The organism is Endozoicomonas sp. SCSIO W0465 (assembly GCF_023716865.1).
Lineage (GTDB): Bacteria > Pseudomonadota > Gammaproteobacteria > Pseudomonadales > Endozoicomonadaceae > Endozoicomonas.
On the sequence record NZ_CP092417.1, the window covers coordinates 1,368,979 to 1,382,348 of the forward strand.

Annotated in this window: 12 protein-coding genes and 2 pseudogenes; 4 read left to right on the plus strand and 10 right to left on the minus strand. The window is 48.6% G+C overall.

Features of this window, described 5'->3' with window-relative positions; all coding sequences use genetic code 11:
* Nucleotides 1-81 precede the first annotated feature (81 nt).
* Nucleotides 82-1,119, plus strand: coding sequence for a DUF2333 family protein (locus tag MJO57_RS05940; protein WP_252026964.1), 1,038 nt, complete (start codon nucleotides 82-84; stop codon nucleotides 1,117-1,119).
* Between the two features lie 44 nt (nucleotides 1,120-1,163).
* Here MJO57_RS05940 and MJO57_RS05945 read toward each other — a convergent pair whose 3' ends face one another.
* Nucleotides 1,164-1,865, minus strand: a complete 702-nt coding sequence (locus MJO57_RS05945) for a hypothetical protein (protein ID WP_252023712.1) — start codon at nucleotides 1,863-1,865, stop codon at nucleotides 1,164-1,166.
* A gap of 183 nt (nucleotides 1,866-2,048) precedes the next feature.
* Here MJO57_RS05945 and MJO57_RS05950 point away from each other — a divergent pair, with 183 nt between their 5' ends.
* Nucleotides 2,049-2,654 carry an HD family hydrolase gene (locus tag MJO57_RS05950; protein ID WP_252023714.1) on the plus strand — a complete coding sequence of 202 codons (606 nt, stop codon included), beginning with the start codon at nucleotides 2,049-2,051 and terminating at the stop codon, nucleotides 2,652-2,654.
* A 91-nt stretch (nucleotides 2,655-2,745) separates the two neighbouring features.
* Here the strand turns inward: MJO57_RS05950 and MJO57_RS05955 are convergent.
* From MJO57_RS05955 to MJO57_RS05985, 7 genes and pseudogenes are all read right to left on the minus strand, one after another.
* A pseudogene (locus tag MJO57_RS05955) lies at nucleotides 2,746-2,883 on the minus strand (cyclopropane-fatty-acyl-phospholipid synthase); the annotation flags it as partial.
* A 10-nt stretch (nucleotides 2,884-2,893) separates the two neighbouring features.
* A complete protein-coding gene (locus MJO57_RS05960; protein WP_252017330.1) occupies nucleotides 2,894-4,408 on the minus strand; it encodes an IS66 family transposase in 1,515 nt (504 codons plus the stop codon).
* Nucleotides 4,409-4,496: 88 nt separating this feature from the next.
* A complete protein-coding gene (gene cfa / locus MJO57_RS05965) occupies nucleotides 4,497-5,519 on the minus strand; it encodes a cyclopropane fatty acyl phospholipid synthase (protein WP_252023716.1) in 1,023 nt (340 codons plus the stop codon).
* Nucleotides 5,520-5,684: 165 nt separating this feature from the next.
* Nucleotides 5,685-6,446: an IS21-like element helper ATPase IstB gene (gene istB, locus MJO57_RS05970; RefSeq protein ID WP_252023718.1), complete on the minus strand. Its 762-nt coding sequence runs from the start codon at nucleotides 6,444-6,446 to the stop codon at nucleotides 5,685-5,687.
* Between the two features lie 12 nt (nucleotides 6,447-6,458).
* Nucleotides 6,459-7,376 carry a hypothetical protein gene (locus tag MJO57_RS05975; RefSeq protein ID WP_252023720.1) on the minus strand — a complete coding sequence of 306 codons (918 nt, stop codon included), beginning with the start codon at nucleotides 7,374-7,376 and terminating at the stop codon, nucleotides 6,459-6,461.
* A gap of 131 nt (nucleotides 7,377-7,507) precedes the next feature.
* Nucleotides 7,508-8,263 carry an IS21-like element helper ATPase IstB gene (gene istB / locus MJO57_RS05980; RefSeq protein WP_252017309.1) on the minus strand — a complete coding sequence of 252 codons (756 nt, stop codon included), beginning with the start codon at nucleotides 8,261-8,263 and terminating at the stop codon, nucleotides 7,508-7,510.
* Between the two features lie 12 nt (nucleotides 8,264-8,275).
* Nucleotides 8,276-9,088, minus strand: a complete 813-nt coding sequence (locus tag MJO57_RS05985; protein WP_252022256.1) for a hypothetical protein — start codon at nucleotides 9,086-9,088, stop codon at nucleotides 8,276-8,278.
* 22 nt (nucleotides 9,089-9,110) lie between these two features.
* Between MJO57_RS05985 and MJO57_RS05990 the strand changes: the two genes are divergently transcribed.
* Nucleotides 9,111-10,601, plus strand: a complete 1,491-nt coding sequence (locus MJO57_RS05990; protein WP_256493324.1) for an IS66 family transposase — start codon at nucleotides 9,111-9,113, stop codon at nucleotides 10,599-10,601.
* Here the strand turns inward: MJO57_RS05990 and istA are convergent.
* Nucleotides 10,597-11,445: pseudogene (gene istA / locus MJO57_RS05995) on the minus strand (IS21 family transposase); the annotation flags it as partial. The gene MJO57_RS05990 and the pseudogene istA overlap by 5 nt on opposite strands.
* A 225-nt stretch (nucleotides 11,446-11,670) precedes the next feature.
* On the minus strand, nucleotides 11,671-12,261 hold the full coding sequence (locus MJO57_RS06000) for a hypothetical protein (protein WP_252023722.1): 591 nt from the start codon (nucleotides 12,259-12,261) through the stop codon (nucleotides 11,671-11,673).
* A 435-nt stretch (nucleotides 12,262-12,696) separates the two neighbouring features.
* Here MJO57_RS06000 and MJO57_RS06005 point away from each other — a divergent pair, with 435 nt between their 5' ends.
* Nucleotides 12,697-13,320, plus strand: a complete 624-nt coding sequence (locus MJO57_RS06005; protein WP_252023724.1) for a 1-acyl-sn-glycerol-3-phosphate acyltransferase — start codon at nucleotides 12,697-12,699, stop codon at nucleotides 13,318-13,320.
* Nucleotides 13,321-13,370 lie beyond the last annotated feature (50 nt).

Below are 13,370 nucleotides of genomic sequence, written 5' to 3' on the forward strand. Positions count from 1 at the left end.
TAATGGCTGCTCGGTAAGCGCATCCATATTGGAACGCCATATTCAGGATAAAAAGTCTGAGCGGTGACGAACGAGGAGATTATGGCGCTGGAAAAGATTAAAGCGGCTTTTCAGTCGGGTACCCGGAATAGTTTGGGTTTTACTTATGGTAAAGCCCTGTTTATTGGTGTTGGCATTCTGATTCTGCTTCTGTCTCTGATTGGCTGGTACTGGAGTCAGGAACCAGACCTGTTTTCAGTAAAGGCCAATGCAGAAAAGCTGGCGACTGATCATGCCCAGAATGTTGTCACTGGTTATACCACAACAGCAACGCTCTACACCCTGGCGGATACGCTTCTGAATAAGCCGGGAGGTTTCCTGCGTAATGACATCATGCCACCAAGCGTAGTGATGGATAATATGCCCAATTGGGAGATCGGTGTTCTGATTCAAGTGCGGGATATGGCCCGGGCACTGCGCAAGGACTTCAGTCGCTCTCAGTCGCAGTCAAGAGAAGACCCGGACCTGGCGGTTGCCGAGCCACAGTTTAATTTTGATGCCAAAAGCTGGATTCTGCCTTCCAGCGAGCGGGAATATCAGCGGGGCATTAACAAGCTGCAAAGCTATATGACCCGCTTATCAGACCCCAATGACCCGGCGCAATTTTATGCCCGGGCAGATAATCTGACTCGCTGGCTGGGGGATGTGGAGACACGTCTGGGCAGCCTTTCCCAGCGTCTGAGCGCCAGTGTTGGTAAACCGCGTTTGAACACTGACCTTTCGGGGGACAGTGGGGCTACTCAATCGACGGATAGTGCGGTTTTGGTTGATGTCAAAACACCATGGTCGCAGATTGATGATGTTTTCTATGAGGCCAGGGGGACTTCCTGGGCCCTGATACATCTGCTAAGGGCTATAGAAGTGGACTTCGCCGACGTTCTGGCCAAGAAAAATGCCACCGTCAGTGTCCGACAGATTATCCGCGAGCTGGAGGCTACTCAGGATACCGTCTGGAGCCCGATGATTCTGAATGGCTCCGGCTTTGGTTTTCTGGCCAACCACTCTCTGGTCATGGCGAATTATGTTTCCCGGGCAAATGCGGCGATTATTGACCTTCGGCGATTACTGGAACAAGGGTAGTGATGCTGTTGTGTGGGGGTGAAATTAAAGCCCCCGGTTTTTATTTAATTCTGAATCCATCCTTTTGTAGCATTGAACAGATTTACGGTCATATCGGTGACAGACTTATAGGGTTTGGTCGCTTGATAAGTGGCGCTGTAAACTTGTTCATACACACTCATCGGGATTTGTTTTCCCGGAATAGCTACCGTTTCAAAGATAAAAAGAGTGATGCTTGTAATCACAGGAAATACTGAACCGATAACCATGTCGGGCAGTTTCTCATAAGGCAGAGCCAGCCATTTAAATACCTTTTGTCGATAACTGACGGTGTATTGTTTAATTGATTTTTCTGTCGGGGAGAGTGTAAGGCTGGCTTTTACTTTTGCACAGACACCTGCCATAGCTCCGGTAAGAGCTCCAATACCGGTAATGGTCATTACTGTGACGTAATAACCGGCAAAAATGCCGACATGCAATAAAGTGTTACAGACTTTTAGCGGCGTGCACAGAGCTTCAGGAACTGTTGAAAGCAAGCGCTTACCTTGACGTTTTACCTTGGCTATGAATGTTTCTGTGGTTTTGATGACCTCACACTTTCTAACGGATAGCGCACCGCTTTGCTCTGCAGGCAGGTTAGTGTCTGTGGAAGTTTCAGTTGATGTACTTGAACTATCTCCAGATATTCCATCGTTGTGATCCAGGTTCAATGGAGTGAGACTGTGAGAACAGGGAGTCCTGGTTGCTAAGGCAATAGATGAGATCATCAGGGAATACCAGATGGTGAATTCGGTAATGTATAAAGTATTCTGAATGTTCTACTCGATCGGTTGTACTTGCTGGCTGACTTTTTACCTTCTTGATTTTTATGCTAATTGTTAGCTGAAAGCTTAGTGTTTTGTTAGGATTCGTTCTCTTAGATTACATATTCGTAATATGGTTCAAAATTTATGTCTGTCATTTCCTCAAGGCTTGAGCAGCAACTGGTTTTTATCAGGGAACTGGATAAACTTAAGGCGGTTTATCGAAAAACCATGGTAAAGCCTGATAACAGCCGACAGGAGAACAGTGCCGAACATAGCTGGCATATCGCTGTACAGGCGATGACGCTGAAAGAGTACGCTGAAGAGCCGGTCGATATTGGCCGTGTGATTAAGATGTTGCTGCTGCATGACATTGTCGAAATTGATGCAGGCGACACCTTTGCATTTGCCGGGACTGCCGAGCTGGCTGGCCAGGGAGCCAAAGAAATGCAGGCGGCAGAGCGCCTGTTTGGGCTACTGCCCCGGGAGCAGGCGGATGAGTTCAGAGCGCTCTGGCTTGAGTTTGAGCAGGTAGATAGCCCGGATGCCCGCTTTGCCAAAGCCATGGACTGTCTCTTACCCGTGATTCAGAATATGGACAGTGAGGGGGGAACCTGGGCGAAGTATCAGGTTACCCGTAGCCAGGTGTTGAGACGGAATCAGTATCTGGAGAGCCTGGCACCCAGGCTGTGGCGTTATGTCCTTGAGCAGGTTGATATCTCTCTCCGTAATGGCTGGCTTCAGGATGGTTGACCTTATTCGTGGAATCTTCGAAGAAGCTGCTATCGACGTTTTTGAGGTTATGTTTTTGAGGCTTTAATCATAACCGGGCATAACAGTCTACTTATCGGGGAACCCTCAAACCGCCGGGCACTCCATGAGGGCTAAACACAATCTGCCAGAGTTGAAGATCCCTGGCCCGGAATCCTCCGGCACAGGACAACAGATAGTATCGGAACATTCGATAAAACGAGCGACTGTAATTGCCGTAACTATTCAGCACTGAGCAAAGGCATATTACAGTAATTCCGAACAGCTCTATGAAGTGATTGATATATGTCCATTCCCTGTTTTCTGGCAGACGACAAATAGCTGCGAATCCGTGCAAACATAGAACCACCGTCTGCACTCCTGAAGCAGCCTGAGATTTTCTGCTTTAACTTGGCCATTCGAACATCCCGCTCACTGCCATTGTTATCGAAGGGAATGGTAAAATCTGACATGAAGCGCAGTGTCTCAGCCTTGAACTCAGTGAGTCGTTTGAAGAGATTGTAAGCTTTAGTATTCTTGACTTTCTTGCGCTTAAGCTCCTCTCGTTGCTTCTCCATATAGACGACTTCTTTCATTAGAGCCCGCTGAAGCAACCGGTCATAAATCTTCTCGATTCGTTCACAGACAACACTTGGCATCTGTAGCATACCTATGGTCTTAAAGCCCTTGCAGTAATGCCAGGAAAGCCTCAGTAGCTTCATCAATCGCAACGCCAGTTGATTGCTGTCCCTATCAACAACACCCAAAAGCTCCCTCAGGTGATGGGCATTGCAAAGTACGTGAGTTGCCGCATATGCAAAATAGGATTTCCAATGATCATGAACCAGAACGCCTGCAAATGTTAGCAGTATGCCCATCGTGTCCATGGCCTCACGACCTCGCTTTTCAGACAAGTAGTAGAGCGTCCATTGTTCATCCCGCATAACGTGTAGCCAGTGCAAAGAGCCCTCGGCCCGCATACCCGTTTCATCGGCTCCGGCAACAGACGATTCCCGCAAGGCGTCACGAATAACCTCTTCAGTAGAAGCCAGATTTTCATAGGTTCTGGCCACAAAATTGGCGACAGTGCCTGCACTTACACTCATTTTATAGAGAGTATTAAAATACTCTGACACGCGCTTAAAAGGCAGGAAATGGTATTGGTTAAGATAGACGGCCATAGCCTGTGTGGCTGAGCCATATTGTGCGGCAGCGGTAACACCTTCCGGGAATTCAGCCTGATTCCGACAACCACAAGTGCAGATTTTTACTTCAGCTCTATGGGCCGTTACTTCAAATTCACCCGGTCTCCCTGGTTCAAACACCTGTCGTTCAATATATTTGACCGGCTCACTATCAAGAAGAGACGCCTGACATTTATTGCATTCTTTAACTGGAAGGTACTCAATATAGTCAGGGATATCGACCTGTTTAAGACAAGTGCCCTGATGCCCTTTCTTTCCACCGGCTTTATTACCAGAAGACTGTCTCAGACTTTTAGGATTGGGTTTTTCATCCGATGGATCGGTACCTTTATCTGCGGAAAGGTCGTCAGAATGATCTGGAGAATTACTGTTTTTACAAGGTTTTTGATAACCATCAGACGATGGCGGCTTGCTGCTGTTTTGACTGTTCTTGCCAACCTTTTCTTCCAATTCTCGACATCGCTCTTCCAGACAGGCAACTCTCATCCGCAGCTCTGCATTCTCTTTCAAGAGAATCTCAGCCGACATAGTTGCGGGTAGTTCTGGAATCATGCTGGCGAATATTGTGGAAAAATGGTGCTTAAGAGGATGGTATAAAAATCAGAAAATTCCAGATTTATGTGGGGGTGCTGAACAGTTACTAATTGCCTTTGAGTTCTGGCCACCCGGCCTGGAAACGTTTTTCCCATGCCACCAGCGTCAGGTCGTAATCAGCACCGAAATTATGCCAGTCTTCAGTAACAAACAGGCCCTCGGTACTCCTGGCGATTTGCAGCATTGAGGGCAGGCAGCCATTAGGAAAAATATACTTCTCGATCCATGGATTAACACTTAAATCACTCTGCAGAGAACCAATGGTGTGTAAAAGAAAAAGACCACTGTCGGATAGAACCTTTCTCACTGTCTGGAAAAAAGTATCGTAGTTACGTGGCCCAACGTGCTCGAACATACCAACGGAGACAACACGATCAAATGTATCATTCAGGTCCCGGTAATCCTGGAGCCGGACTTCAACATCAAGCCCTTTGCATCGAGTGCGAGCCAGTTGATGCTGTTTTTTTGAAATGGTGATACCTACCACCGATGCGCCGTATCGACTGGCGGCAAACTCTGCCAGGCCTCCCCAGCCACAGCCGATATCCAGTAGTTTCATTCCCGGTTTGAGATCCAGCTTTCGACAGATCAAATCCAGTTTGGCTACCTGAGCCTCTTCAAGCGTATTCGCCTCTTTCCAGTATGCACAGGAATATTGCATCCTCGAATCCAGCATAACCTCAAACAGGTCATTGCCCAGATCATAATGCTCCTCCCCAACGATCCAGGCCCGCTGCCTTGATTGCAGATTGGCAAGGCGTGCCCAGATCAGACTGAGCAGAACAGAGAGTTGTTGTGGCATCTTTTCATTGAGGTGTGCTTCCACTAAACGGGTGAATAACTGATCCAGCCTTTCACATTCCCACCAGCCTTCCATGTAGCTCTCGCCCAGCCCCACGATGCCATCCTGAACAACCCGTTGATAAAAGCCGGGGTTATGCACCTGGATATCCCACGGATGCGAGCCATTCAATCCAACGCCGGCACTTTCTGCCAGCTGTTGAATAGCAGAAGACCAGCGATCATTTGCCTTCGATGGCGTATTTGATGGCGTCGTGGGGGAGTTCATAACTGTGCCTCTAAGTACCCAGAGCAAGTATCCAGAAACAGCCGGAGGGAAAGTTTTCCGGTCAATGACAGTAAGAAGATAAGGGTGCGTATTCTGGTTAACTTGAACACCTATTCTGTTTCATTTGAACACCCTGAACTCCTTACACATTGCCCAGTGTGATTTTTAGACCAGGTGTTCAACTGCGTCCAATTTTCCAAGCTTTTTGCGCATGGATTCGCCTTTGAGTTCAATCCGGTGGGCATTGTGCATAAGCCGGTCAAGAATGGCGTCGGCCAGAGTTTCATCACCAATGCTGGCATGCCACTTCCGGGTGGGCAATTGACTGGTAACCAACGTGGAACCTTGCTCGTGCCTGTCATCCATGACTTCCAGCAGATCGTTCCTTTGTTGCTGCGTCAGTGGTTCCAGGCCCCAGTCGTCCAGAATCAGCAAGTCTACTTTTGCCAGTTGTTTCAACTGCCTGCTGTAGCTGCCATCACCGTGGGCAAGGATCAGTTCATCCAGTAGCCTGGACATCCGATAGTACCGGACACTGTAGCCTTTCAGACAAGCCATGTGCCCAAGGGCGCAGGCCAGGTAGCTCTTACCGGAACCACAAGGTCCGGTGATCAACAGGTTCCTGTACCGGTCAAGCCAGCCTCCTCCAGACAGGCTGGCCATCTGGTTCTGTTTGAGACCTCTGGGGTGTTCATAGTCAATGTCAATGTCGTGTATCCGGGCAGCCAGTTTAAACCGGGCGCTTCTGAGCAGCCGAGCCAGACGTTTATTGTTTCGCTCTGTTTCTTCCTGCTCAGTAAGCAACGACAGTCGTTCTTCAAAGCTAAGGCTACTGTAGGTGCCCGGCTGGTCCAGCTGTTGATTGAGGGCATCTGCCATTCCGGTCAGTCGCAGTGACCTAAGGCGAGCCAGTGTTTCATTGATCATGTTCGCCTCCGGTTATTGATAGCAAATAGCGCCACGAATATTTTCGTGATCATCATGCAAGGGACCTGTCGTTTGTTTTAACTGTGGCTCCAATGGCATCAGGTCTTTGCCTGACTGGAGGATTGATCGGACATTTTTTAACCGATAACCCCCGATGTTCCTGGCATGGGCGCAGGCGTTGTTGAGTCGTTCAGTTCCATATTCCCGCTGCAGGTTTAGCAGCCCCAATGAAGCTCGATAGGCTTGTTCAGGATGCTCCTTGCTATCCAGCAGTGATTGAATAAAACAATAGACTTCCTGACCAATGTCGTTAGCCCAGTTAAGTAAACGCTCAGGCGTCCAATCCTGATGGTGACGATGTCGTTCCGGCATATGAACTGCTAACGTCGTAAATCCACGTGTGTGCTTGCGAGCGTGGCTGGCCACCACTTTACCGTTAGCGTAGATCGTGACGCAGTGCTCAGTCGCCTGTACTTCTACTTCCTGCCTGGCAAGCTGATGGGGAACCGAGTAGGCGTGCCCCTTGCAGATAATATGATAATCCACATTCACCCGGGCCTTGATAAACTCAGCGAACACAAAAGATTGCTTCGGCAGTGGCTTGAGGGCTGGTTCATCCAGTTGTTCAAACGCACTACGTCGCGTTCCTGGCAACTGCTTAAAGGGCTTCAGGTTCAGTTCGATTAACAGCTCACGTATCCGCAGGTTCAGCTCTGCCAGGGTAAAGAACATTTCATGACGAAGCCTGGCCAGTATCCACCGCTCCACTACCTGTACACCGACTTCTGCTTTGGCCTTGTCTTTGGGTTTGTAGGGGCGTGCCGGAATGACTGCCACCTGGTAGTGACAAGCCAGGTGCTGGTATGATGGGTTGAGATCCGGCTCGTACCGACAGGCTTTGATAACTGCGCACTTTGGGTTGTCTGGCACAACAATTTCTGGCACCCCACCAAAGAACTCAAAGGCCCGTTCATGAGACCCTGCGTATTCTGGTTAACTTGAACACCTATTCTGTTTCATTTGAACACCCTGAACTCCTTACACATTGCCCAGTGTGATTTTTAGACCAGGTGTTCAACTGCGTCCAATTTTCCAAGCTTTTTGCGCATGGATTCGCCTTTGAGTTCAATCCGGTGGGCATTGTGCATAAGCCGGTCAAGAATGGCGTCGGCCAGAGTTTCATCACCAATGCTGGCATGCCACTTCCGGGTGGGCAATTGACTGGTAACCAACGTGGAACCTTGCTCGTGCCTGTCATCCATGACTTCCAGCAGATCGTTCCTTTGTTGCTGCGTCAGTGGTTCCAGGCCCCAGTCGTCCAGAATCAGCAAGTCTACTTTTGCCAGTTGTTTCAACTGCCTGCTGTAGCTGCCATCACCGTGGGCAAGGATCAGTTCATCCAGTAGCCTGGACATCCGATAGTACCGGACACTGTAGCCTTTCAGACAAGCCATGTGCCCAAGGGCGCAGGCCAGGTAGCTCTTACCGGAACCACAAGGTCCGGTGATCAACAGGTTCCTGTACCGGTCAAGCCAGCCTCCTCCAGACAGGCTGGCCATCTGGTTCTGTTTGAGACCTCTGGGGTGTTCATAGTCAATGTCGTGTATCCGGGCAGCCAGTTTAAACCGGGCGCTTCTGAGCAGCCGAGCCAGACGTTTATTGTTTCGCTCTGTTTCTTCCTGCTCAGTAAGCAACGACAGTCGTTCTTCAAAGCTAAGGCTACTGTAGGTGCCCGGCTGGTCCAGCTGTTGATTGAGGGCATCTGCCATTCCGGTCAGTCGCAGTGACCTAAGGCGAGCCAGTGTTTCATTGATCATGTTCGCCTCCGGTTATTGATAGCAAATAGCGCCACGAATATTTTCGTGATCATCATGCAAGGGACCTGTCGTTTGTTTTAACTGTGGCTCCAATGGCATCAGGTCTTTGCCTGACTGGAGGATTGATCGGACATTTTTTAACCGATAACCCCCGATGTTCCTGGCATGGGCGCAGGCGTTGTTGAGTCGTTCAGTTCCATATTCCCGCTGCAGGTTTAGCAGCCCCAATGAAGCTCGATAGGCTTGTTCAGGATGCTCCTTGCTATCCAGCAGTGATTGAATAAAACAATAGACTTCCTGACCAATGTCGTTAGCCCAGTTAAGTAAACGCTCAGGCGTCCAATCCTGATGGTGACGATGTCGTTCCGGCATATGAACTGCTAACGTCGTAAATCCACGTGTGTGCTTGCGAGCGTGGCTGGCCACCACTTTACCGTTAGCGTAGATCGTGACGCAGTGCTCAGTCGCCTGTACTTCTACTTCCTGCCTGGCAAGCTGATGGGGAACCGAGTAGGCGTGCCCCTTGCAGATAATATGATAATCCACATTCACCCGGGCCTTGATAAACTCAGCGAACACAAAAGATTGCTTCGGCAGTGGCTTGAGGGCTGGTTCATCCAGTTGTTCAAACGCACTACGTCGCGTTCCTGGCAACTGCTTAAAGGGCTTCAGGTTCAGTTCGATTAACAGCTCACGTATCCGCAGGTTCAGCTCTGCCAGGGTAAAGAACATTTGTAACTGTTCAGCACCCCCACATAAATCTGGAATTTTCTGATTTTTATACCATCCTCTTAAGCACCATTTTTCCACAATATTCGCCAGCATGATTCCAGAACTACCCGCAACTATGTCGGCTGAGATTCTCTTGAAAGAGAATGCAGAGCTGCGGATGAGAGTTGCCTGTCTGGAAGAGCGATGTCGAGAATTGGAAGAAAAGGTTGGCAAGAACAGTCAAAACAGCAGCAAGCCGCCATCGTCTGATGGTTATCAAAAACCTTGTAAAAACAGTAATTCTCCAGATCATTCTGACGACCTTTCCGCAGATAAAGGTACCGATCCATCGGATGAAAAACCCAATCCTAAAAGTCTGAGACAGTCTTCTGGTAATAAAGCCGGTGGAAAGAAAGGGCATCAGGGCACTTGTCTTAAACAGGTCGATATCCCTGACTATATTGAGTACCTTCCGGTTAAAGAATGCAATAAATGTCAGGCGTCTCTTCTTGATAGTGAGCCGGTCAAATATATTGAACGACAGGTGTTTGAACCAGGGAGACCGGGTGAATTTGAAGTAACGGCCCATAGAGCTGAAGTAAAAATCTGCACTTGTGGTTGTCGGAATCAGGCTGAATTCCCGGAAGGTGTTACCGCTGCCGCACAATATGGCTCAGCCACACAGGCTATGGCCGTCTATCTTAACCAATACCATTTCCTGCCTTTTAAGCGCGTGTCAGAGTATTTTAATACTCTCTATAAAATGAGTGTAAGTGCAGGCACTGTCGCCAATTTTGTGGCCAGAACCTATGAAAATCTGGCTTCTACTGAAGAGGTTATTCGTGACGCCTTGCGGGAATCGTCTGTTGCCGGAGCCGATGAAACGGGTATGCGGGCCGAGGGCTCTTTGCACTGGCTACACGTTATGCGGGATGAACAATGGACGCTCTACTACTTGTCTGAAAAGCGAGGTCGTGAGGCCATGGACACGATGGGCATACTGCTAACATTTGCAGGCGTTCTGGTTCATGATCATTGGAAATCCTATTTTGCATATGCGGCAACTCACGTACTTTGCAATGCCCATCACCTGAGGGAGCTTTTGGGTGTTGTTGATAGGGACAGCAATCAACTGGCGTTGCGATTGATGAAGCTACTGAGGCTTTCCTGGCATTACTGCAAGGGCTTTAAGACCATAGGTATGCTACAGATGCCAAGTGTTGTCTGTGAACGAATCGAGAAGATTTATGACCGGTTGCTTCAGCGGGCTCTAATGAAAGAAGTCGTCTATATGGAGAAGCAACGAGAGGAGCTTAAGCGCAAGAAAGTCAAGAATACTAAAGCTTACAATCTCTTCAAACGACTCACTGAGTTCAAGGCTGAGACACTGCGCTTCATGTCAGATTTTACCATTCCCTTCGATAACAATGGCAGTGAGCGGGATGTTCGAATGGTCAAGTTAAAGCAGAAAATCTCAGGCTGCTTCAGGAGTGCAGACGGTGGTTCTATGTTTGCACGGATTCGCAGCTATTTGTCGTCTGCCAGAAAACAGGGAATGGACATATATCAATCACTTCATAGAGCTGTTCGGAATTACTGTAATATGCCTTTGCTCAGTGCTGAATAGTTACGAACATTTCATGACGAAGCCTGGCCAGTATCCACCGCTCCACTACCTGTACACCGACTTCTGCTTTGGCCTTGTCTTTGGGTTTGTAGGGGCGTGCCGGAATGACTGCCACCTGGTAGTGACAAGCCAGGTGCTGGTATGATGGGTTGAGATCCGGCTCGTACCGACAGGCTTTGATAACTGCGCACTTTGGGTTGTCTGGCACAACAATTTCTGGCACCCCACCAAAGAACTCAAAGGCCCGTTCATGAGACCCCAGCCAGTCCTCTGTTTTTTGTGACAGAGTCGCTTCAGCGTAGGTATAGTTGGACGCTCCCAGCACTGCCACAAATATCTGGGCATTGTGGGCAATTTCGCCGGTGTCCGGGTTGATGATTGGCATGGTTGGCCCGGCATAATCAACAAATAACTTTTCACCTGCATTGTGCAGCTGTCGCATAGATCGCTTTTGACAACCACGCCACTGATTGTAACGGTGACAGTACTGGGCATAGCTGTAGGCATTGAGGGGGTGGGCCTGACAGTATTCTTCCCAGAGTCGTTGTTTGGTCACTTCCTTGCGCTTCAGTTCCTGATGCACCTCAGCCCAGTCAGGATCAATCAACCCTTTTCGATTGGCTATCGAGGCATCGGGAAACAGCGCCTGAATAAGCTCAGGCTCAGATATATCCTCTGCCAGGGGCCAGCTTAATTCCGATTCCTGAAAGGCCTTAACGTAGTTGGATACCGTCCCCACACTGACCCGTACACTGCGGGAAATTTGTCGGAAGCTGAGTTGGCTGCCAAACCGCATCCGGAGTATTTCTAGTAGCTTACGCATGGTAATCCTGTTTTCTGTCATGGCCGGTTCCCTCTCTTGGTACAGATAAGAACGGCCAAAGTTATGGAAAATCAATGCATAAGAAGATATTTGTTAGCTGTATTAGACCGGTTTATGGTCTGTTGAACAGCGTTTCTGGAAGCTTGAACGGTGATTCTGGAAATCATCAAAAAGTGTTCAAAAGAAACCAGAATAGGTGTTCAAGTGTTACCAGAATGGGTGTTCAAGTGTTACCAGAATGAGTGTTCAAGAGTTACCAGAATATGCAGACCCCAGCCAGTCCTCTGTTTTTTGTGACAGAGTCGCTTCAGCGTAGGTATAGTTGGACGCTCCCAGCACTGCCACAAATATCTGGGCATTGTGGGCAATTTCGCCGGTGTCCGGGTTGATGATTGGCATGGTTGGCCCGGCATAATCAACAAATAACTTTTCACCTGCATTGTGCAGCTGTCGCATAGATCGCTTTTGACAACCACGCCACTGATTGTAACGGTGACAGTACTGGGCATAGCTGTAGGCATTGAGGGGGTGGGCCTGACAGTATTCTTCCCAGAGTCGTTGTTTGGTCACTTCCTTGCGCTTCAGTTCCTGATGCACCTCAGCCCAGTCAGGATCAATCAACCCTTTTCGATTGGCTATCGAGGCATCGGGAAACAGCGCCTGAATAAGCTCAGGCTCAGATATATCCTCTGCCAGGGGCCAGCTTAATTCCGATTCCTGAAAGGCCTTAACGTAGTTGGATACCGTCCCCACACTGACCCGTACACTGCGGGAAATTTGTCGGAAGCTGAGTTGGCTGCCAAACCGCATCCGGAGTATTTCTAGTAGCTTACGCATGGTAATCCTGTTTTCTGTCATGGCCGGTTCCCTCTCTTGGTACAGATAAGAACGGCCAAAGTTATGGAAAATCAATGCATAAGAAGATATTTGTTAGCTGTATTAGACCGGTTTATGGTCTGTTGAACAGCGTTTCTGGAAGCTTGAACGGTGATTCTGGAAATCATCAAAAAGTGTTCAAAAGAAACCAGAATAGGTGTTCAAGTGTTACCAGAATGGGTGTTCAAGTGTTACCAGAATGAGTGTTCAAGAGTTACCAGAATATGCAAAGGGTAAAGTAAATCTACTTTAGCACATGAAACTTTATTACCACCCAAATTACACCATAATGAGTACATAGGACTCATTTACCGAGTGGTAAAAAGGTATTTACCAGCTGACGCGGTCAATCAAAAGTGACATACTCCGGCACTTTTCTGCTTTGCCTGATTTACTATGCAATCGTCTTTCACCAGCAACTACCTTCCTGAAAACCGGCTCAAGATTGGCTTTGGACGCTTTGTCCTGTGGTTACTCGGAGGATGGAAAATTGCAGGAAGCCTGCCGGACAACCTCAATAAATACGTGATCATCGTCGCTCATCACACATCAAACTGGGATTTTGTCATCGGGGTTGCTGTTAAGCTGATAACCCGTATACGTGTCAGGTTTTTTGCCAAACACTCACTGTTCTTCTGGCCTCTTGGTATGTTGATGCGCCGGTTGGGTGGTATTCCGATTGAGCGGGATAAATCCATTAATCGGGTTGATCAGGCCATCACAGAGATCAAAAACTGTGATCACTTCGTGCTGGTTATTGCACCTGAGGGTACCCGGTCAAAAGTACAAAAGTGGAAAACCGGCTTTTATCATATAGCCAATGGCGCAGGCGTTCCGGTTGTACCCATTGCCTTCGACTTTCAGAAGCGAAAAGTCATCATGGGCACACCCATGTCCATGTCCGGCGATATTCCTTCAGACTTTGCCAGAATGCATGAGTTCTTTCTTTCTCATCCGGGCAAGCATCCCGAACTTGGCTGTGATGGACCGTTTGAAACCCCCAATATATACAACAAATGATGTCCGGCTGCTCAGTCGAAAGGTGGTATCTTCGGGCGTTGTTTTTCTTT

What these genes read in the sequence shown, in the direction of transcription:
- MJO57_RS06000 (WP_252023722.1), bottom strand. Translation starts at nt 12,261, where the DNA reads ATGCGTAAGCTACTAGAAATACTCCGGATGCGGTTTGGCAGCCAACTC.
- MJO57_RS05960 (WP_252017330.1), bottom strand. Translation starts at nt 4,408, where the DNA reads ATGATTCCAGAACTACCCGCAACTATGTCGGCTGAGATTCTCTTGAAA.
- MJO57_RS05950 (WP_252023714.1), top strand. Translation starts at nt 2,049, where the DNA reads ATGTCTGTCATTTCCTCAAGGCTTGAGCAGCAACTGGTTTTTATCAGG.
- MJO57_RS05985 (WP_252022256.1), bottom strand. Translation starts at nt 9,088, where the DNA reads ATGCTGGCGAATATTGTGGAAAAATGGTGCTTAAGAGGATGGTATAAA.
- MJO57_RS05990 (WP_256493324.1), top strand. Translation starts at nt 9,111, where the DNA reads ATGTCGGCTGAGATTCTCTTGAAAGAGAATGCAGAGCTGCGGATGAGA.
- istB (WP_252017309.1), bottom strand. Translation starts at nt 8,263, where the DNA reads ATGATCAATGAAACACTGGCTCGCCTTAGGTCACTGCGACTGACCGGA.
- MJO57_RS05945 (WP_252023712.1), bottom strand. Translation starts at nt 1,865, where the DNA reads ATGATCTCATCTATTGCCTTAGCAACCAGGACTCCCTGTTCTCACAGT.
- MJO57_RS06005 (WP_252023724.1), top strand. Translation starts at nt 12,697, where the DNA reads ATGCAATCGTCTTTCACCAGCAACTACCTTCCTGAAAACCGGCTCAAG.
- cfa (WP_252023716.1), bottom strand. Translation starts at nt 5,519, where the DNA reads ATGAACTCCCCCACGACGCCATCAAATACGCCATCGAAGGCAAATGAT.
- MJO57_RS05940 (WP_252026964.1), top strand. Translation starts at nt 82, where the DNA reads ATGGCGCTGGAAAAGATTAAAGCGGCTTTTCAGTCGGGTACCCGGAAT.
- istB (WP_252023718.1), bottom strand. Translation starts at nt 6,446, where the DNA reads ATGATCAATGAAACACTGGCTCGCCTTAGGTCACTGCGACTGACCGGA.